Annotated in this window: 18 protein-coding genes and 1 pseudogene; 9 read left to right on the top strand and 10 right to left on the bottom strand. The window is 65.7% G+C overall.

Translation table 11 applies throughout. From position 1 onward, the window contains the following. Positions 1–433: 433 nt before the first annotated feature. The 5 genes from B1818_RS09255 to B1818_RS09235 all read right to left on the bottom strand — a co-directional run bounded on the left by B1818_RS09255 (position 434) and on the right by B1818_RS09235 (position 4,967). Positions 434–1,204, bottom strand: a complete 771-nt coding sequence (locus B1818_RS09255) for a ThuA domain-containing protein (protein ID WP_058252851.1) — start codon at positions 1,202–1,204, stop codon at positions 434–436. Between the two features lie 16 nt (positions 1,205–1,220). Then, the gene (lpdA, locus tag B1818_RS09250; protein WP_058252852.1) at positions 1,221–2,621 is read right to left on the bottom strand and encodes a dihydrolipoyl dehydrogenase; all 1,401 of its coding nucleotides are present in this window, start codon (positions 2,619–2,621) and stop codon (positions 1,221–1,223) included. Position 2,622: 1 nt separating this feature from the next. After that, on the bottom strand, positions 2,623–3,384 hold the full coding sequence (locus tag B1818_RS09245; RefSeq protein WP_058252853.1) for an SDR family NAD(P)-dependent oxidoreductase: 762 nt from the start codon (positions 3,382–3,384) through the stop codon (positions 2,623–2,625). A gap of 63 nt (positions 3,385–3,447) precedes the next feature. Beyond that, positions 3,448–4,155: a histidine phosphatase family protein gene (locus B1818_RS09240; protein ID WP_058252854.1), complete on the bottom strand. Its 708-nt coding sequence runs from the start codon at positions 4,153–4,155 to the stop codon at positions 3,448–3,450. Between the two features lie 104 nt (positions 4,156–4,259). Continuing rightward, entirely contained in the window at positions 4,260–4,967 is a 708-nt protein-coding gene (locus tag B1818_RS09235; RefSeq protein WP_238994969.1) for a TetR/AcrR family transcriptional regulator, read from the bottom strand. Positions 4,968–5,057: 90 nt separating this feature from the next. Between B1818_RS09235 and B1818_RS09230 the strand changes: the two genes are divergently transcribed. The 5 genes from B1818_RS09230 (at position 5,058) to B1818_RS09210 (ending at position 8,952) form a co-directional block, all read left to right on the top strand. Next, on the top strand, positions 5,058–5,927 hold the full coding sequence (locus tag B1818_RS09230) for a TetR/AcrR family transcriptional regulator (protein WP_058252856.1): 870 nt from the start codon (positions 5,058–5,060) through the stop codon (positions 5,925–5,927). A 67-nt stretch (positions 5,928–5,994) separates the two neighbouring features. Beyond that, positions 5,995–6,741, top strand: a complete 747-nt coding sequence (locus B1818_RS09225; protein WP_058252857.1) for a ThuA domain-containing protein — start codon at positions 5,995–5,997, stop codon at positions 6,739–6,741. Continuing rightward, a complete protein-coding gene (locus B1818_RS09220; protein WP_238994970.1) occupies positions 6,720–7,157 on the top strand; it encodes a hypothetical protein in 438 nt (145 codons plus the stop codon). Before B1818_RS09225 ends, B1818_RS09220 begins: the two co-directional genes overlap by 22 nt. Then, a complete protein-coding gene (locus B1818_RS09215) occupies positions 7,154–8,548 on the top strand; it encodes an SRPBCC family protein (protein WP_078112533.1) in 1,395 nt (464 codons plus the stop codon). Before B1818_RS09220 ends, B1818_RS09215 begins: the two co-directional genes overlap by 4 nt. A gap of 215 nt (positions 8,549–8,763) precedes the next feature. Beyond that, the gene (locus tag B1818_RS09210) at positions 8,764–8,952 is read left to right on the top strand and encodes a hypothetical protein (RefSeq protein WP_223259029.1); all 189 of its coding nucleotides are present in this window, start codon (positions 8,764–8,766) and stop codon (positions 8,950–8,952) included. Positions 8,953–9,017: 65 nt separating this feature from the next. Here the strand turns inward: B1818_RS09210 and B1818_RS09205 are convergent, their stop codons facing one another. Together B1818_RS09205 and B1818_RS09200 are read right to left on the bottom strand one after the other, a co-directional pair. Continuing rightward, the gene (locus B1818_RS09205; protein WP_058252861.1) at positions 9,018–10,241 is read right to left on the bottom strand and encodes a S9 family peptidase; all 1,224 of its coding nucleotides are present in this window, start codon (positions 10,239–10,241) and stop codon (positions 9,018–9,020) included. 42 nt (positions 10,242–10,283) lie between these two features. After that, the gene (locus B1818_RS09200; RefSeq protein WP_223259028.1) at positions 10,284–11,714 is read right to left on the bottom strand and encodes an MFS transporter; all 1,431 of its coding nucleotides are present in this window, start codon (positions 11,712–11,714) and stop codon (positions 10,284–10,286) included. Between B1818_RS09200 and B1818_RS09195 the strand changes: the two genes are divergently transcribed. Beyond that, positions 11,683–12,582 carry a TetR/AcrR family transcriptional regulator gene (locus B1818_RS09195; protein WP_223259027.1) on the top strand — a complete coding sequence of 300 codons (900 nt, stop codon included), beginning with the start codon at positions 11,683–11,685 and terminating at the stop codon, positions 12,580–12,582. The genes B1818_RS09200 and B1818_RS09195 overlap by 32 nt on opposite strands. A 182-nt stretch (positions 12,583–12,764) precedes the next feature. Here the strand turns inward: B1818_RS09195 and B1818_RS09190 are convergent. Further along, a pseudogene (locus B1818_RS09190) lies at positions 12,765–13,352 on the bottom strand (LysR family substrate-binding domain-containing protein); the annotation flags it as partial. 8 nt (positions 13,353–13,360) lie between these two features. On the opposite strand from B1818_RS09190, the gene B1818_RS09185 reads away from it, so the two are divergent. Continuing rightward, entirely contained in the window at positions 13,361–13,582 is a 222-nt protein-coding gene (locus tag B1818_RS09185; RefSeq protein ID WP_058252865.1) for a hypothetical protein, read from the top strand. A gap of 11 nt (positions 13,583–13,593) precedes the next feature. Here the strand turns inward: B1818_RS09185 and B1818_RS09180 are convergent, their stop codons facing one another. Beyond that, positions 13,594–14,874 (bottom strand): nitrate/nitrite transporter, encoded by a 1,281-nt coding sequence (locus tag B1818_RS09180; RefSeq protein ID WP_058252875.1) that lies wholly within the window; start codon positions 14,872–14,874, stop codon positions 13,594–13,596. A gap of 104 nt (positions 14,875–14,978) precedes the next feature. After that, positions 14,979–16,151: a helicase-associated domain-containing protein gene (locus tag B1818_RS09175; RefSeq protein WP_223259026.1), complete on the bottom strand. Its 1,173-nt coding sequence runs from the start codon at positions 16,149–16,151 to the stop codon at positions 14,979–14,981. Between the two features lie 336 nt (positions 16,152–16,487). On the opposite strand from B1818_RS09175, the gene B1818_RS09170 reads away from it, so the two are divergent. Together B1818_RS09170 and B1818_RS09165 are read left to right on the top strand one after the other, a co-directional pair. Next, positions 16,488–17,480: a hypothetical protein gene (locus B1818_RS09170; protein ID WP_058252876.1), complete on the top strand. Its 993-nt coding sequence runs from the start codon at positions 16,488–16,490 to the stop codon at positions 17,478–17,480. Next, positions 17,473–18,933, top strand: coding sequence for a hypothetical protein (locus B1818_RS09165; protein WP_058252877.1), 1,461 nt, complete (start codon positions 17,473–17,475; stop codon positions 18,931–18,933). The genes B1818_RS09170 and B1818_RS09165 overlap by 8 nt, the downstream gene beginning before the upstream one ends. Positions 18,934–19,001: the final 68 nt, after the last annotated feature.

The following is a 19,001-nucleotide window of genomic DNA, read 5'->3' as shown; positions in this document are numbered from 1 at the left end:
GGTCCCTGAGGTGCGAGGAGCGCTAGCGACGAGCCACGAAGGGCCTGGTGAGGCACCTTGCGAGGCCCTTCGTGGCTCGCTTCGCTCGCACCTCAGGGAGCATGGAGTTTTGGCGCTCACGAGCGTCTTTCGTGGTCCACGACGGCCGCCAGGCCGCGGATGCTGAGGAGCGAGCTTGCGACCGTCACGAGGGGTCTCACCACCTCGGTCGCCGGACCCTTCGTGACGCGCCCTCCGCAAGCTCCGGGCGCTCCTCAGGGAGCGGAGGGTTGGACGCGCCCTCCGCAAGCTCCGGGCGCTCCTCAGGGAGCGGAGGGTTGGTCGGGCCCGTGACCGGCAGACCTCAACTCGACCGATGGACTTCGATCGAGGTCTAGGAGTCGAGTTGAAGTCTGCCGGTCACGAAACGGGGCACTGGGGAATGCTCTGAACCTCAGAACGTCCCGCGTACCGCCCACGCCACGCAGCGGCCGAGGATGGTCCGGTACTCCGGCACCTCCCAGCTCCCCCGGTCGACCCGTCCGAGATCGTCGATACCCAGGTCTTGGACATCGAACCGGCCGCGGCAGTGCCCGAGCGTGAAGTAGCAGACGGTTCCGGCGTCATGTCTCTTGAGATAGAGCACCGGCAGCGGATCGTCGGAGGTGGTGTGTCCCTCCGCGAAACCCGTTGACTCGCCGACAAACCGGGTGTGCGCGAGAACCTCTATCGGCTCGAAGAGTTCGCTGACGTAGAGCTCGTCGACGGCGTCGAAGGCCTCGACACCGTCGACAAGCGGATGGTCGGGGTCCGTGATCTCGACCCGGTACGGCGCGATCGGCGGATGACCCAGGAACTGGCTACCTACCAGCTGCGGCAGCACGCCCATGGTGCGTGGGGTGACGTACTTGCTCGGCGACCCCGGTGGCGTCGGCTCGATCGCGGAGTTGGTGGCGTGCAACGCCAGCCATCGACCGCCGCGTGCGAGGAACTCGGTGAGCGACCGCTGCGCGGCCTCGTCCGGAATCCGGTTGCACGTGTAGGTGATCAGCAGATCCGCGTCGTCGATGGCCGGGATCGCACCCGCGTAGTCGTCGAAGACTCGCGTTCGCACCACTTCGTGATCGGCCAGCAGCGTGAGGATCTGCAGTCTCGCGTAGTCGAAGTCGTGCCATTGCCCACCGCAGATGACGACCGCGTCAAGGCGGCCGGCGGGTCCGGACATGTCGCTCCTCGAGATCTCAGGCGTGTGCGTGCAGGGGTTTGCCCGCCAGCGCGAGGTGGGCTTCGCCGAGCGCCTCGGCCTGGGTCGGATGCGCGTGCACCAGGTTCGCGACGTCGTCGGCGGTCGCCTCCCAGTTGTAGATCAGCTGTGCCTCACCGATGAGCTCACCGACCCGATCACCGACGAGATGGATTCCCACGACGGGTCCGTCGGACCCGGCGCGAACAAGCTTCACCCCACCCGACGTCTGGAGGATGCGGCTCTTGCCGTTGCCACCCAGGTCGTAGACGGCGGTGGTGACGTCCCCGTACCGGTCGACGGCTTCGGCCTCGGTCAACCCGATCGACGCAACCTCGGGGTGGGAGTAGGTGACACGTGGAATCCCGCTGTCGGCGACCGGCACACAATCGAGGCCGGCCAGTTGCTCGGCCACGAAGATACCGTTAGCGAAGCCGCGATGGGCGAGCTGCGGACCCGGCACGATGTCACCGACCGCGTAGACCCCCGGCACAGTGGTCTGCAGCGCATCGTCGACCTCGACGAACCCGCGGTCGAGTCGGATGCCCGCCTCCTCGAGCCCGAGACCGGACGTCCGCGGACCACGCCCTACCGCCACCAGCAGGATGTCGGCGTGCAACGGTTCCGACTCGCCGGCGAGATCGACGGCGACCCCGGCATCGGTCACGCGCGCGGCGGACAGCATGGCCGCAGTCCGAATGGTGATGCCGCGCTTGCGGAACGCTCGGGTCAACTGCTTCGACGACCACTCGTCCTCAGTCGGGACCAGTCGTGGTGCCGCCTCCACGGTGGTGACCTCGACGCCGAGCGACGCCCACAGACTGGCGAACTCGCAACCGATCACGCCGCCGCCCAGGACGATCGCCGACCTCGGGATCGAATCCAGCTCCAGCGCACGGTCGCTGGTCATGATCGGACCGCCGATATCGATGCCCGGCAGGGTCCGCGACTGCGATCCGGTGGCAAGGACAAGGGCCTCACCCCGGTGTCGCGAGGTCCCCCCGTCCGCGAGATCGACTGCGACCGTTCGGTCCCCGACGACGCGGCCGTGACCACGCACCACGCGGATCGCCCGCGAGGCGATCAGTCCCTCGAGGCCGCGGTACAGACCGTCGACGACCTTCTGCTTGTACGCGTGCACCGCGGTGATGTCGACACCGTCGAGCGAGGCCTTGATTCCGAAATCGGCCGCAGAGCGCACGGAGTCGACGATCTCCGCGGCATGCAGCAGCGCCTTGGTGGGGATACAACCGTTGTGCAGGCAGGTACCGCCGAGCTTGCCGGACTCCACCAGGACGACCGACATGCCGAGCTGCGCGGCGCGCAGAGCACACGAGTATCCGCCCGAACCGCCGCCGAGGACGACGACGTCGGCGGTCTCGGTGGAGTCCGCGCTCATCTCAGAAGTCGAATCGGTTGGTGAAGCCGCCGTCGACGACCAGGTTGGTGCCCGTGATGTGACCGGCGGCGGGCGACGCCAGGAAGGTCACCGCGTTGGCGACATCCTGGGCGGCGGCCAGCTTGCCCAGCGCGGCGGACGACAGCGCCGCGTCATAGAGTTGCGGGCGCTGCTCCTTGATGGTGTCCCAGGGTCCGCCTTCGAAGTAGACCGGACCGGGCGACACCGCGTTGACGCGAATCCCCTTGGCTCCCAAGACACGTGCCTGCGCCGAGGAGTGTTGCAACACGGCGGCTTTGAGCGCGCCATAGCTGTTGGCGGTGGTGATCGGGCCGGCCTCGATGGCCGATGTCGTACTGATCGTGACGACCGACGCGGCCGAGCTCTTCTCCAGGTGCGGTGTGGCCGCCTCGATGAAGCCGACCAGGCTCATCAGATCGACGTTGAAGCTGTTCTCCCACGCCTCGCGCCCCTTGCCGGTCATGGCCGATGCGTTCACGATGACGATGTCGATCCCGCCGAGCGACTCGGCCGCGTCGTCGACGAAGGACGTCACAGCCGCGGAGTCGCCGACATCGACGGACTTCCAGAACACCGTGCCGGACTCGGACAGCTCGTCGGCGACGGTCTTGAGTTGGGCTTCGCCGCGGGCGCAGATGCCCACCGATGCACCCTCGGCGAGGAGCGTCTTGGCGATGGCGAGGCCGATCCCCTTGCTCGCGCCGCTGATGAGGGCGCGCTTTCCGGTGAGGTCGAGATCCATGTCGGGTCCTTCTTCTTTCGGTCGTGCTGGCGGTTCGGGGCTGGTTGTTCTGGCGGGGTCGGACTAGAGGTTCATCGCGCCGACGGAGGTCTGGAAGTCGAGCACGTGTGTGAAGTCGTTGACGGACTGCACCGCACGGCGGGTGTCCGCACCGCGCAACACGTTGACCGACGTGTGGTGAACGCGGACCGGCATGTCGAAACCGCTTCCGAGCGCGTCGGCGAGCACGGCATTGATCACCCCGCTGTGGCAGGTGACCACCACGCGCTCGCCGAGGTGCGCGTCGACGATCCGGCCGATCTCGCCGAGCACTCGCGCACGGAAGGCCACCGGGTCCTCGGCGTACGGGAACGGTTCGTAGCTGCGGGTCCTGATGTGTTCGCGGAAGATCCGGGATATCTCGTCGTGCGGAAGGGTCTCGAACGGCGATTCGTCGGCCGGGAAGGACTGCCACGGCTCGTACTCGGTCAGGGTGTCGCGGACGATCGGTTCCAGACCGTGATGGGCGGCGATGGCCCGGCCGGTGTCGAGGGCCCGGCGCAGCGGCGAACTGTAGACGACATCAACGGTGTGGGTGGCGAGCCGGTCGGCCACGGCGCGCACCTGTCGCTGCCCGAGGCCGGACAGAGGCGGATCGACGGTCTCAGCTGCGCTGAGCTCCTTGCTCAGCGCCTGCTCGCCGTGGCGGATGAGCACGAGTTCGCACAGTCCGGCCAGCGGCGCGAACGGGTTGTCGAGATCGATCGAGCGCGCACGAGTCTGGTTGGGCACGGCTCCAGTGAACCACAAACTAGGTTCTCTATAAAGATACTATCGCGAACCGCCTGCTCAGGTGAACGATCAGACGTCGAAGCTATAGGTTCGAGGGTGTCACATCACACGCTGGCGATGTCGGCGGCGAGCTCACGCACTTCGTCGGAGAAGCGCCGGCGCCCCAGGTTCGCGAGGACGACGTCCTCGGTGAGCCACGACGACGCGGACACCTCGAGGAGGCTGGACAGTGCCGTTGCCGCAGCGGCCTGCTTGGCCTTGGACGTGATGCGGTCCCGCGCCCGCAACTCGGCGGAGAAGATCGCGAGCATCTCCAGACGCACCTCCCGGCGCAGCGCCTCGATCGACAGACTCCATCCGGGCGACCGCACGAAGTAGACCAGCGACGCCGCCCGGTGGGCGTCGGTCCACTCGAGAACCGAGATGATCACGTCGCCGAGCGAGGCGTCGGGATCGGCGTCGATCTCCGTGCGCAGTTGGGTGAGCATCTGATCGGCGAAGATCCGCAGTCCGCCGAGGAGTACCTCCTCCTTGGAGGGATAGTGGTAATACACTGCCGCCGAGGTCATCTGCGCCTCAGCGGCGATGTCGGCGACGGTGACGTCCTCGATCGACCGCATCGAGTACAGGTGCATCGCCGCCTCGACGACGACGTCGCGTCGAGACGGCCGGTGCGCGGCCCGCTTCGCGCCGCTGCCGCCACTCGGAGCGCTCGCCGACGCGCGCCCGGCGTTGCGTCGGCCGGAAGTGCTTCGTCCTGAGGGATTCTTGCCCGCCATGCGATAGATCATGACAGCATCGGGGGCTGCCACGGGCTGTGCCATCCTGATGGCACGCCGTGAACGGAACCGGGAGGTCTGCGCCACGGCGGATCGGAACGGGGAGCACGGCGAGGAGGACGTATGGCGAGATCGAGGCGAGACAACGCCCGGCCGGCCGACGGCATGTCGGAGTCGGACGCCGACTGGCTCGGCTGGGATTCGACCCCGGCTGCCGACGACATCGCACTGGCGGCCGCGGACCCGGGGGCGGGCAGCGGCCCACAGGAGGACGTCGATCCTGACGCCGCACCCGACATCTCGCCGATGGAACACGAGGCCGGCGCCGAGGGCGCACCGCCGGACTCACCGGTCCAGAACGGATCGGGCGCAGGCAACGGCACGACCGCGCACCGTCCGTCGCGGCGGCATCTCATCGTGAAGGCCGCGGTTCGCGTGTTCTCGCGAAAGGGGTTCGCGGAGGCCTCCATCCAGGAGATCGCCACCGAGGCGGGAATGGTCCCGACCGCGGTCTACTATCACTTCGCCAGCAAAGAGGAGCTCTTCGAGAGCGCACTCGGCTATGCGATGGACGCGAGTTCGGCCGCGGCGCAGTCGGCTCGACCGGACGATGTGTCCGCGAGCGCGGACTCGTTCAAGGACGTCGTCGCCGCGGTCTGGGACTGGACCGCCGAGCACCCCAATTCCGCCCGCATGCTGTTCCTGCAGATGGCCGGCGGCGCGACCCCCGGGACCCGGCTGCTGACGAAGGAGTACGAGGAACGGCACATCCGACGTGCGTTCGACTACTTCCCGGCCGGTGAGGACCCGCCCAACCGGCGTGCGGCCACCGCACAGCACGCGGCGCGCACCCTCCGGGTCCGGACGATGATCGCGATGACCATCGCCATCCAACCCCTGCGTATCGAGGGTGGGCCGCTGTCGGACATCCCGGTACCCAGTCTGCGCACCGCGACGACCGACGTCTGCACCAAGATGATCGAAGGCCGCTGACCCGAGCCGAGCCCGTCGAGTAACTTTAATTCCGAAACAGTTACTCCGATGCAGGTTGGACTCGAACATGCGCATCCTCGCGATCACCGGCGGCCACTCCTTCGACCGAGCCGCCTTCGCCGATCTCCTCGACGCCCTTCCCGGTGAGGTCACCTGGCGCGAACATCCCGACGCCGCGATCGGGCCCGACGACCTCGCCGACCACGACGTGTCCCTTCACTACGACATGCCGGGCACCCTGCCCGAACCGTACGACCCGCCGGAGTCGTTGCGGGACTGTCTGCGCGCGGCCCGCGAGACGGGGCACGGATACGTCGTCCTGCATCATGCGATCGCGAGCTGGGCCAACTGGGACGAGTGGTCGGAGTTCGTCGGCGGCCGCTACCTGTACCAGCCCGGAACCGTGCGCGGGGCACCGCGCCCCGACTCCGGCTATCGGCATGCGGTGGAGCAGCGGATCACCATCGAGGACAGCACCCACCCGGTGACCGCGGACCTGCCGGCACATCTCGACCTCGTCGACGAGACCTATCTCTGCGAGGTGTTCGAGGACTCCGTGACGCCGTTGCTGCGGACGAACGCACCGATGACCGACGACGTGCACTTCTCCACCGCACTGGCCATGTCCGGGCGGCGGGATGAACGAGAGGGGTGGCAGCACGCCGAGGGATCGTCGCTGGTCGGCTGGTGTCGCACCAACGGTGCATCCCGCCTCGTCTACCTCCAGCCCGGCGACACCGCGGCCACTCTCGCCCACCCGGACTATCGGTCCCTGATCGCCAACTCGCTCCGGTGGGCAGCCCGTTCCATCTGAACTTTTTTTACAGCGAATACAGTTCGATGTGTTGCCGCTCACTCTCGGTGCTACAGTTAGTGAATACGCTGCCAAGTAAGAGGCGCGCCAGCCCCACCGAGGAGAACCCGATGCGTCAGATCCAGCATCCGATGAGTCGAGCCATCTACGAATTCGATGAGGACTTCAACGTCCTCGTGACCACCAAGGACGGCAAGACCGGCACCTTCGACCCCGAAGGCCGGTATCTGCACGGCGAAGTGAAATCCGTTGACCCGGAGATGGCCCGCTGGGTCGGTCTCGGTCCGCGCGAGCCCGTTCCCATCACCCAGAACCGTCGCTTCATGGGCGCTGCCAAGCTCCTGGAGAAGATGCAGGCGGACCGACTCGCCGACGAAGCCCGCAGCAATCGCCTGGCCGAAGGAGGCAAATTGTGACCGAGATCGACACACGCACCCCCGGATCGTCGGCATCCGACGACGAGCAGGCCGACTACGTCGCCAGCTACCAGCGACTGCTCGACACCGACACCCACCCGGTCCCGCAGGTCCTGCGGGAGGAGACCCACGACCTCTACGAGGATCAGAACTTCATCCCGGTCTCGCGGTACATCAGCCGCAAGTATCACGAGCTCGAGCGAGATCGTATGTGGTACAAGGTCTGGCAGATGGCGTGTCGTGAAGAGGAGATCCCCGAGCCCGGCGACACGCACATCTATGAGATCTGCGACAAGTCGATCCTCGTCGTGCGCGGCAAGGACATGTCCATCCGCGCGTTCTACAACTCGTGCCTGCACCGCGGCCGGATGCTCCGCGAGGAGAGCGGTCCCGCGGGCAACGACCTGCGTTGTCCGTTCCACGGCTTCTGCTGGAACCTGGACGGATCGCTGAAATCCATGACGTGCGAATGGGATTTCCCCCACGTCGACAAGGATGCAATGAACCTTCCGCAGGTCAAGGTCGACACCTGGGGCGGCTTCGTCTTCATCAACATGGACCCGCAGTCGGAGTCGCTTGCCAGCTTCCTCGGCGACCTGGGCAAGCACTTCGAGGCCTGGCCGCTGGAGGATCGCTACATCCAGGCGCACGTCGCGAAGGTCATCGACGCGAACTGGAAGATCGCCCAGGAGGCGTTCTCGGAGGCCTTCCACGTCATCACCACCCACCCGCAACGTGTTGTGGGAACGGGGGATTCGAACAGCCAGTACGACTCGTGGGGCAACTTCAACCGCGGGATCACCGCCAACGGCGTGCCCAGCCCGCACATCAAGTTCACCCCGAGCGAGCAGGAGATGTTCGACTCGATGGTGGATGCGCGCATCGACGAGGACCCGATGGTCACCCTGCCCGACGGTGTCACCGCGCGCGAGATGTCCGGCCTGCTCGCCCGCGAGGGGCTCCGCGAGGTCATCGGTGATGTGAAGGCGGACAACATGTCCGACGCCGAGTCACTCGACAGCATCTACTACACGGTGTTCCCGAACTTCCATCCGTGGGGTGCTTACCAGCGCATCGTCTACCGGTTCCGGCCGAACGGCGACGACCACAACACGTCGATCATGGACGTCTACCTGCTGGCGCCGTTCACCGGGCCGCGTCCGCCGGCCGCGAAGGTGCAGTGGCTGACGCCCGAACAGACCTGGATCGACGCCACGGTCCTCGGCAGCTCGGCCCGCGTGTTCGACCAGGACGCGTACAACATGCCGAAGGTGCACCGCGGCCTGAAGACCACCACTCAGAAGTACCTGCCGATGGCGGCGTACCAGGAACTCAAGATCCGCCACATGCACCACCTGCTCGCGAAGTGGGTGGGCGAGGAAGTCGACTGATCCCCCCGTCGTCGATGATCTCGACTCGGCGCTGCGACTTCGGATGAAGCCGCAGCGCCGAATTCGTTCGTCGACTGTGCGTCGGTTTGCGTCGACTGTGCACCTCCGCTGGTTGAGCTTGTCGAAATCACCCCGCGCCGACCATTGTGCGATCACGACCTTGCGCAGCCGACGGCACGGTTTGCGAATTCATCGGCATGATGGGTGGTGTGTTGATGCTGACGCTGGTGATCGTCGTCGGGGCCGCCGCTGCCCTGTGCGCGATGACGGCGGCCTTCGTCTACCTACGGCCCGGTGACGATCACGTGCGTGCAGAACGCCTAGCGCGCCGCTGGCTGATCGCGACCGGGGTCCTCGGTGTTACGGCGCTCGGCCTCCGATTCGGATGGCTGCTGCTGAGCTGACACGGGCTTTCGCCCCCCAGGCAGGGTGCGGGATTCGTAGCGGTTTCCGGTACGAATCCCGCACTCTAGGAGTTCGCCGCCGAGGCGAGGGTCTCGTCGAGCCAGTCAAAAATGCGACTGTCGGTGAGCGCCCGTGCCATTGGCTGGCAGTGCCAGCTCGCACCTTCGGCAGCGGTGAACTCGACCAGTTCGGTTGCCGCGCCCGACATCTCGGCGAGCTGTGCCGACTGACCGGGCCAGAACTGTTCGTCTTCCGGTGAGGTGATCAACATCGGCGTCCGGATCTGCTCCGCGACTTCGGGTGTCAGCGTATACTCGGCAACGGCTCTCATCGTCTCCGCGTAACCGGCCTCGCCGTACGGGCGCGCCCGCCAATCCCACAGCTTCTTGGTCGACTTGCTCAGCTTCATGCCGATGGCCATCATCTGATCGAAGTCGTGATCCTTGCCCTCCTCGAGTTTCTTCGCCAGCGACGTACCAACATTTTCCAGCCACGACGTATCGACCTTCACCACGCCGGGATCGGCGATCGCGGCGGCATGACGATGTTCGAAGGCGATCGCGCGCGGAACCCAGTAACCGGCCTGGCTGATGCCGTAGACGGCGAGGCGCCGGGCGTCGACACCACCGAGTCCGACGACGACTTCGGTGACCGGCGTCAGCACGGCCTCCCAGTCGGGCCGGAAGTACGTCCCGTGCTCGAAGAGCATCGACTGTTGCCCTGGTCCGTCGAACATCACGACACGGTAGCCGCGCTCGAGCGCACCGTGTGCCGCTGCCGACCACTGCGCCGAGACCGACCCATCGCTGCCGTTCACCATGACCAGGGTGGGCCGGGGTGCATCGCCGGCGTCGGTCGGGGAAAGGTACCAGCCGGGTAACACGGTGTCCTCGTACGGGATCGACAGTCGTTGCGCGACGAACGGACCGTGGTCGACGAATTTCTCCCATGCGGCCCGATGTTCGGCGAACACCGGCATACGCTCGTCGTCGGCGATGCCGTCGAGTGCGTCGAACGCCTGCGAGAGGTACGTGGCCGCACGGAGATAGGTGAAGGCGGCGCTGTGGGAATGATCCGCCGCGGCGCTCGCGTCCGCTTCGGCGACGAGCCTCCGGCCGAGTCCGTGCCAGGCGTCGAACCAGTCACGGTCGTGGCCGTCCCCGACGGCGTCGATGGTCGCGAAGATCTCGCCGGCGTCGGCCGCACCCGAGTTGCAAGAGCCCAGGAGGAGCCGAACTTGGGACTGTCGCTGATTCGGTGTAAGTGGTTTTGATCGCCCGGTGCCCATTCCGCGGGTCTGGGCACCGGGCGTGTTGCGAGATCGGCTCGATCAGTGGGCAATCGCCGGAGCGGCATCCGGATCCGTGCGCGGGATGGCCCGTGGATACAGAACGGCTGCGAGTGCCGCGCCGACGAAGAAGAAGCCGGCAGCCCACCAGAATGCGGTGTGGAAGCTGGCGAGTTCCGCGCCCTGCTTCATCGCGTGCACGGCGGCCTCCGGAATCGGACCAGATGTCGCCACGGATCCGGGGGTGTTGTCGTTGATGTAGTTCGTCGCGGCCGTCGCCGCAAAACTCGACAGGAGCGAGATACCGATCGAGCCACCGATCTGCTGGGCGGTGTTGACCATGGCCGATGCGACACCGGCATCCTCGGCCTGCACTCCGATGGTGGAGAAGCTCATCGCGGTGGCAAAGACGACACCCAGACCAACTCCTGTGATGATCAGGCCGGGAAGGACGCCGGAGACGTAGTCACTGTCCGCCTGGATCCTGGTGAGGACCATCATGCCGACACCGGCCAGGCCCATGCCCGTTGCGACCAGAATCTTTGGACTGATCCGGGTGATGAGAGCGGCACCGACCACGGCGCCCGTGACAGCGAGGGCGCCAACCATGGGGAGGAATGCGACTCCGGTGATGACGGGGCTGTAACCGAGCGTGGACTGCAGGTAGTACGTCAAGAACAGGAACACCGCGAACATGCCGATCGCACAGATCAACATCACCAGGTACGAGGTGCCGCGAACACGATCGAGGACCACCCGCATCGGCAGCAACGGGTGCTCGACACGCGTCTCGACGACGACGAACGCGGCGAGCAGGGCGATACCGACCACGATGAAGGTGACCGTCCAGGTGTCGGACCAGCCGTTGACCTCGGAATTCGAAAGGCCGTACACGAGCGAGAAGAGGCCCGCGGTGACGAGAATCGTGCCCGGCCAGTCAAGCCCGGAGCCGCCGCTCCCGGTGCGGTGAGACGGGACAAGCCACAGCGCTCCAACCAACGCGACAACCGCGAACGCAACGTTGACGTAGAGGCACCAGTTCCAGGACACGTACTCGGTGAGTACTCCACCGAGCAGCAAGCCGATGGCGCCACCGGCTCCGGAGATCGCGCCGTAGATCCCGAAGGCGCGGCCTCGGTCGGCACTTCCGGCGAAGGTCACGGTCAGCAGGGACAGTGCCGCCGGCGCCAACAGCGCACCGAACACGCCCTGGAGAGCACGTGCAGCGACGAGTACCTCGAACGAGGGGCTCCAGCCGCCCAGCGCTGAGGCGGCAGCAAAACCGGCGAGGCCGATCACGAACGACTGTTTGCGTCCGAAGAGATCGTTGATTCGCCCGCCGAGCAACAGGAGGCCACCGAAGGTCAGGGAGTACGCGGTGATGATCCACTGTCTCGACTCGTCGCCGAACCCGAGGTCGTACTGGGCGGCCGGGAGCGCGATGTTCACGATCGTGGCGTCGAGCACAACCATCAATTGCGCCGTTGCCAGCACGACAAGGATCGCCCATCGGCGACGTGTGTCGGGTGGTGAACTCGCCGCCAAGTCCACTGTCTTCGTTGTCATCACGGGTTCCTCTCATCCAGGAAGCGGAATCATTAATTCCGTTTATTCATCGACTACCCTAGACCGCGAAACGGAACATGTCATTCCGTTACGAGAGGATGTGACGACCATGACAGCTGGCGAGGCGGAGCGGGACCACGCTCCACTGCGACGCGACGCCGCCCGCAATGTCGAGAAGATCTCCACCGCAGCAGCAGCGGCATTCGCGGAGCGCGGACTGGAAGTGACGATGGCCGATGTCGCCGACCGGGCCGGGGTCGGCGTGGGAACGGTCTATCGACGCTTCGGGGACAAACACGGTCTGATCACCGCGTTGTTCGAGGACAAGGTCCACGAGGTGGCTGAAATCGCGGAAGCGGCGAAGGATCGATCCGGCCCGACCGAGGCCCTCGTCGAACTCCTGGTCCGTTGTAACGAGTTGCTGGCCGCCAACAAGGGCCTGCGACAGTTGCTTCTCTCCACCGCCGGCGACTTCGAACCCCGCGCCGATGCACTGGCCCGACTCATCGCCGTCGTCGACGGGTTGGTCGCTGACGCCAAGCGCGCAGGGTGGCTTCGAGACAGCTTCGCGCCCAGTGACTTTCCGATCCTGCTCGTCGCTGTACAGGCGGTTCGCGGTCTCGGGGGTGACACCCACCCCGAACTCTGGCGCAGAACTCTCCAAGTTCTGGTCGACGGCATCCGCAGCGACTCCAGGAAGCCCATCGACATGATTACCCCACCTGCACTCTCCGAGGAACAGACTCAGAGCCTCATGCGAGATCACAAACGGTGAGAACCAGCAGTGACCCTACCCGGACCCGGCAGTGATCCTCAGCTCGAAGCAGAGGCCGACCAGCAGGTCCGGATACAGGATGGCGGCGGCGACAGTTGCGGCGGTCCGACCGTCAGTGGCGACTCGTTGCGTTGACGTCCACGCACAACTGGCGCCAAGGTTACTCCCCTGCCGGACGCCACTCAGGCAATGGCACGCAGAACGCGAAGTGCGTGATCGACCGGCGGGGTGCGGTTCGCGGCATCACATGCGACGACGAGATCGATCTCGCCGACGTCGGACAGCGGGCGGTAGACGACGCCGGCGATGCCGAGTGCCGCAGTGGGTTCAGGGACCACCGCTACGCCGACGCCCGCAGCGACGAGGGTCACCAGGGTGGAGGTCCCCTCTACCTCGTGCCTGGCCTGCGGGACGAACCCGGCCCGTGCGCACACCGCGGCGACCACGCCGTTCATGACGGACTTCCCACCGCCGGTGTGCGTGATGAAATCGCTGTCTCGCAGGCGGCCCGCGTCGATCGGCGAGGTGAGATCGGCGGCAAGTCGGTGGTCCGCCAGCAACGCCACGAACAGTCGGTCCCTCCGCACCGTCTCAACGTGCAGCCCCGGGGAGTTCTCCGGCGGGCGCAGGAGTCCGATGTCGATCTCCCCCGACGTCAGCGCGTCGACCTGCGCCGGCGCAAGCATTTCGCCGCGCACGCTGACCTCGACGTCGGGCAGTTCCTCCCGCATTGCTCGTACCAGCTGCGGGAGGAACGAGTAGGTGGCGGATCGACGCGGTGGCTGATCGGATCCGCACGATCGACCGGTTCTGCCAGGAGAGCGGACGGGACCGTTCTGATCTCGACATCGCTGTCGCGCTGCGGAATCCGGCTCCCACGGACCGCGCCGGTCTCGACGCTCTCGGCGTCGACGAACTGGTGCTGGTGGAGTCACCGCCCGCGAATTCCGATGCGGTGCCGGGATGGTTGGACGAGCTGGCGGACCGCTGGGCGGTCTGAGGCGGACGGAACTAGCGCGACCACCGTTCCGGCTCCTCGCCTAACAGACGCGCACGCCCCTTGCGGCGATAGCGGTAGATCTGGACCGCGCCCAGCCCCCAGAGCATGAACTGCGCCGACATCGCCCAGGTGAACGCCTCCGGCGGATATCCCTGGACCCCGTCCGGGGTTCGCCAGTCGAGGATGAGACCGATGAGCCCTGCGAGGATCAAGCTGGCAATGAACCCCGCCTGGTTGATGATCCCGGTGGCCGTGCCCGCCCGCGATGCCGGATTGGAGGTGCGGCCGACATCGAAACCGATCATCGACGCCGGACCGCCCATTCCACAGACCACCACCAAGAGCACGAGGAGCGCGAACGGCGCGCCGCCGGGCCACGCCAGTACCACCGTCCAGGTGGCCGCGATTCCGGCGAGCACCGCCAACACCAGCGTCGACCTGTGCCACGGCCACCGGGTGATCAGCCACGCGAAGATCGGGCCGAACGCCATGATGGCGAACACCATGATCGTCAGGAGCAGACCCGCCGCACCGGCGCTCATCCCCTCGCCCTCGACGAAGAAGGGGTAGCCCCACAACAGGCCCAGGACGGTGGCGCTGAAGTGGGTCGAGAAGTGCATCCAGAAACCCAGTCGGGTGCCGGGGTGATCCCACGACGCGCGAAGGTTTCGCCGGATTCCGGCCAACCCCAGCATCGGTCCCGACACCGACCGGACCGCCGCGGAATCGCGCACGACGACCAGTGCGACCACGAGCAGAACGGCGCCGATCCCAGCGGTGGCCAGGTACGCGCGACTCCATCCGAAGGTGGACAGTGCCCAGGTCATCGGTATGGCGGCCGTGACCGCGCCGAGTTGGCCGAGCACGCCGGTGAGCTGCGTGATCAGCGGGATCCGCCGCGCCGGGAACCAGCTCGTCACCAGTCGCAGGACACACACGAAGGTCATGGCGTCGCCGACCCCGACGAAGAACCGCGACGACAGCGCCCACGTGTAGTTGTCCGCGAACGCGAAGCTGATCTGGGCAAGCGTGAGGATCAGCGTTCCGCTGAGAAGTACCCGACGCGGACCGAACCGGTCGACGACGAGCCCGACCGGCACCTGCATCAGCGCGTACACCAGCAGCTGGAGCACGACGAAGGTCGACAGTTGCGAAGCGCTGATCTCGAAACGCTCGGCAGCCAGCAGGCCGGCAACGGCCAATGAGGAGCGCTGCAGCACCGCAACGAAGTAGACCGCGACCCCGACGACCCAGATGGTCATCGCCTGTCGCGAACCGACCGGCGAGGTCACCTGTGGACCTCGCCGTCGGGCCGAACCCGGGAAACTCTTTCGATCACCTAACTATTGTCGGGCACGGCGCGAACAGATCGCGGGCGCCCTCGGAACTGCCGCCATCACTCCGCGGGTAGGCCGAACCCGAGCTTGAGCAGAGCGGTCCGGAACTTCGACTCATGCTCGGGTTGGACACCCAAGAATCGGTCTCCGAGCAGATGGCACAGCGGGCGGAGCCTGCGGTCATGGGCGATGAGCATCGCGGTGGCCGGATCGACGCACTCGATCACGCGAAGAGGTCCGCGGTCGATGAGTTGCGCTCCCCGCCGGCGGACATCTTCTATCAGAGTGGTGAGCGTCGAAGGCAGTTCGTGTTCAGCGCGACGGTGTAGGTAGTCGGTGAACTCGGTGAGGTCGCGCCCTGCCCCGAGGGCTGCGGTCAGGGTGGTCGGCGACACGTTCCAGGTGTGGTCGGCGGTTTGGGTGGCGAAGGCGGCGAGGGTGAGTCTCTCGGTGTGGGTGATGCCGCGGGCAACCACGATGTCGAGGTTCGGCAACACCGTCAACGGTGAGATCTCGTCGAGATCCTCAGTCGGCGTGAAGGTGTCGGTGAGGCCCAACGCATAGGCGCCGAGCGGTGTCAGCCGGATTCGTCGCAGACCGTCGTATCGGCTGAGGGAGTCGAGGTCGTCGCTTCCCCAATTGCGGTGGTAGTCCGTGCGGGCGCCGACGGGATCTCGGTAGTCGAGATCGAACAGGCCCAGTGTGCCGGCGTACTCGAAAGTCACCGCCATCGTGTACCGGCCTTCGAGCAGTGACCAACCGTGGTGCCCGTCGTATCCGAAGCTCCCGTACTCGGGATCGAGAATGTGGAGCCGCCACAGTGCCCGTTCACTTCTGGCTATGGTCGGGCTGAGTCGCTTGCGCCGCATGGTCGCGAAGAGGTCGTCGATCTCGATCCACTCGCCCGGAGGGCAGGTGGCCAGTCCATCAGCGACGGTCGTACGGCGCCGCTTCGCCGCACTGAGCACATTGGTGCCGCGCTGCCCCTTGACCGCCTCGATTCGGCTGAACTCATCGATCGCCCCGTGCGTGAGCCATCTGCGCCACACGCCGAGGATGACCTCCTCCGGAGAATTACGCAGCGCTGCACGACCTTTCGGTGTCAACGTGAGGCGAGTGCCGTCTAGTTTGGCCAGCCCGGCGGACTGGACAAGTAATGGCCAGGCGAAAGCGGCGATCGCCTCGTCGCCATAGAAGTCTCCGTTGACAAGGTGGCCGGCGACTGTCCTCACCGTTGCCGCCGATGGGCGCGCTGTCTTCGCGCTGCATTTGAGTTGCCCCGACGCGCACAACTCCAAGACCGCGCGCACATTGGCAAGCGCTTCCTGTTCGGTCAATCGAACTTCAGTGCCGACATCAGTGCCCACGTCCGCCACTTTTCACACCTCTCCGGGTCAGGTCGAAGGACTCTCATCATTCTGCCGGTGTGGCCTGTCACCGATAGCCGAGGGCGTCCCACCGGTCGGGGATCGGCCGGTGTCGACCTGCGTTCGAGTAGGACCACCTTGTCAGTGGCGGCCGATACTCTTCTGTGGTGAGGGTGAACGTGTGCGGAGGGGGAAGTACCGATGGTTGAACCGCCGAGGATCGACGAAGGTAGGCAAGGGTTTGGGAGGGCTGTCGACGACTTCGGCAATTTTGCGCGGGGTCGCTCCAAGCGAATCGTCGCGCAGACCGGCGACTTCAGGGACGCCGCGGCGAATTCCTTCGAGAACCTGACCGCGAAGAAGCTCGACCCGTACGAGGAAGCCATCGCCGCGTACAACGGCGCGTTCACCGCGATGAACGATACGGGTGTTTCTCTCCTGCGCCAGCGAGAACGCTCGACGGACCTGATCGAGTTTGTAGAGCTACTCGTGAACAGCATCGTCAACACACCGAAATCGTTCGCGACCGACTTCGACGAGATCGACTTCCACAAAGCGGAGTTCTTGGCGGCGGAAGAGTTCGCTCGCAAGGACCTCGAGGCCGCGCGAAGGTCAGCGGCCGGCGCCGGCACCGGCTTCATGACTGGTGCTGCCGTAGCCAGCATGGCTCCGACAGCTGCGATGTGGGTGGCGACCACCTTTGGCACGGCCTCGACCGGCACTGCGATCTCCACACTTTCGGGGGCCGCCGCGAGCAACGCAGCTCTTGCATGGCTCGGCGGCGGAACTGTTGCGGCCGGCGGCGGCGGAACCGCTGCGGGCAGTGCACTCCTCGCACTTGCCGGGCCCATCGGCTGGACGGTGGCAGGAGCCACGCTCCTTGCGTCAATCGCGCTTTTCGCCAAGAACAGATTCGAGAACCGCGAGGCAAAGCAGGAGGCCTTGACTGCGGTCAAACACAACACCGCGCTCGTCGAAGGCATGGACGCCCAAGTTTGCGACATCCTCCAGCGCACCACTTCCCTCCGCGAGTTGCTCGCGACGAGTTATGGCGAAGCACTGCGATGCTACGGCGCTGACTTCCGCGGGCTGCCTGTGCTGTACCAGTCCCAGCTTGTCGCGTTGGTGAACAACACCAAGGCGTGCGCGGCACTGTTGAGCAAACGCGTCGAGCAAGGCCCGGACGGTGAGTGACGCAACAAGGCTCAGCAAGAGCAACCAGGAACAAGCCGTCGCCGCCTGGGTGAACCACCTGAACCAGCTCCGGCTGGACAACCTGCTGAATTCTCTGAGCCAGCAGAACACGAACTTGAAGGACGCTCTGACCACCGTCGACGAAGCGATCCGGAAGATCGATCTCGAAGTGATCGCCGCCAACCGCGGTGGTGTCAAGGGCATTCATGGCTTCATCGCCGAAGTTGCCGAGGTGGGCGTCGGCAATGCTCGGAGCCAGATCCGCGGTGGGGACGCTGTCTACCAGTGGGTCAACGACAACGGCCCGGTGGACCTGGTTCGCAGTGGCGTCGAGATCCAGCAGAAGTTCGTCGCTGCCGGTGGCCGCTTGGGCCTCGGTGCGATCGCCGACCACCTTCAGAAGTATCCCGACTTCGTCGAGAACGGCGGCAAGTATCAGATTCCTCGCGACCACTTCGAGCTGATCAAGAAACTGCACGCCATGCCGCGCGAGGAAGCAGGCAAGCTCCTCACGCTCGGCGCCGACGGGCCGTCGTTCAAGGACTGGAAGCGAGTCCACGCCTTCTTCGAGGAAGGCTCTGTCGGAATCGAGTCCATCGAGCCCTCGCACCTGGACTACTCCGAGGTTCAGAGGGGCGCCTACGGCTCGACGATGGAGGCGGAGAAGGACTCGCTGCGCGCCACCGACAAGTCCCGGCGGGCCGATGCCTACCAGGAGAGTCGGCCGACGCTGCGCGAGGGTACGAAGGTCCCGCTCACCGCCGCCGCAATCGAAGGCGGTACAGCTTTGGTGTTGGCCGTGGTCGAGAAGCGCCGTACCGGTAAGCAGCTCAGACACTTCACTGGCGAGGACTGGGCGGAAATCTCTGCCGAGACAGGCTTCGGCGTTGTCAAAGGTGGTGTCCGAGGGCTCAGTGTCTACGGACTCACGAACTTCACCGCGACATCGGCGGCCGTCGCCAGCTCAATCGTCACGGCTTCGTTCGGTGTCGCGGAGCAAGCGAACAAGTTTCGACGTGGCGAGATCGACGAGCTGGAGTTCATCGAGAACGCGGAACTCGTTTGTCTCGAAACCGCAGTCAGTGCGCTGTCTTCCTTTGTCGGACAGGCTCTTATCCCAGTGCCGGTCCTCGGCGCCGTGATCGGCAACACCGTAGGCATGATCATGTACAAAGCCGTCTCGTCGTCGCTCTCCCAGCGGGAGGCGTCGCTGATCGCGCAGTACGCCGAAGAGCAACGGATGCTCGACAAGCACCTGGCCGCCGACTATCAGGAACTCATCGACCAGCTCGATGCAAGCATGTCCGACTTCCTCGAGGTGCTCGAGCGGGCCTTCTCCCCCGACGTGGAGGTCGCCCTACTCGGCTCCGTCACCCTTGCGCTCGAGCTCGGGGTGTCGTCCGAAGAGGTGCTGAATACCAACGAGAAAGTCATCGCCTATTTTCTCGACTAGTTCCAGTCCTGTCACCCGCGTTCCTGCGGTCCGAGGACGACCTCCTGGGCGATGGCCTTTCTCTTCGA

Origin of the sequence: Gordonia sp. IITR100 (assembly GCF_002009645.1) — a bacterium.
GTDB lineage: Bacteria > Actinomycetota > Actinomycetes > Mycobacteriales > Mycobacteriaceae > Gordonia > Gordonia hongkongensis.
The sequence above is the reverse complement of the archived record's forward strand: the minus strand, read 5'-3'. Positions and strand labels throughout refer to the sequence as shown.

Excerpts from the sequence above, each read along its gene's own strand:
- B1818_RS09205 (WP_058252861.1), bottom strand. The coding sequence starts at position 10,241 with ATGGGCACCGGGCGATCAAAACCACTTACACCGAATCAGCGACAGTCC.
- B1818_RS09255 (WP_058252851.1), bottom strand. The coding sequence starts at position 1,204 with ATGTCCGGACCCGCCGGCCGCCTTGACGCGGTCGTCATCTGCGGTGGG.
- B1818_RS09225 (WP_058252857.1), top strand. The coding sequence starts at position 5,995 with ATGCGCATCCTCGCGATCACCGGCGGCCACTCCTTCGACCGAGCCGCC.
- B1818_RS09200 (WP_223259028.1), bottom strand. The coding sequence starts at position 11,714 with ATGGTTGTGCTCGACGCCACGATCGTGAACATCGCGCTCCCGGCCGCC.
- B1818_RS09230 (WP_058252856.1), top strand. The coding sequence starts at position 5,058 with ATGGCGAGATCGAGGCGAGACAACGCCCGGCCGGCCGACGGCATGTCG.
- B1818_RS09195 (WP_223259027.1), top strand. The coding sequence starts at position 11,683 with ATGTTCACGATCGTGGCGTCGAGCACAACCATCAATTGCGCCGTTGCC.
- B1818_RS09210 (WP_223259029.1), top strand. The coding sequence starts at position 8,764 with ATGCTGACGCTGGTGATCGTCGTCGGGGCCGCCGCTGCCCTGTGCGCG.
- B1818_RS09245 (WP_058252853.1), bottom strand. The coding sequence starts at position 3,384 with ATGGATCTCGACCTCACCGGAAAGCGCGCCCTCATCAGCGGCGCGAGC.
- lpdA (WP_058252852.1), bottom strand. The coding sequence starts at position 2,621 with ATGAGCGCGGACTCCACCGAGACCGCCGACGTCGTCGTCCTCGGCGGC.
- B1818_RS09170 (WP_058252876.1), top strand. The coding sequence starts at position 16,488 with ATGGTTGAACCGCCGAGGATCGACGAAGGTAGGCAAGGGTTTGGGAGG.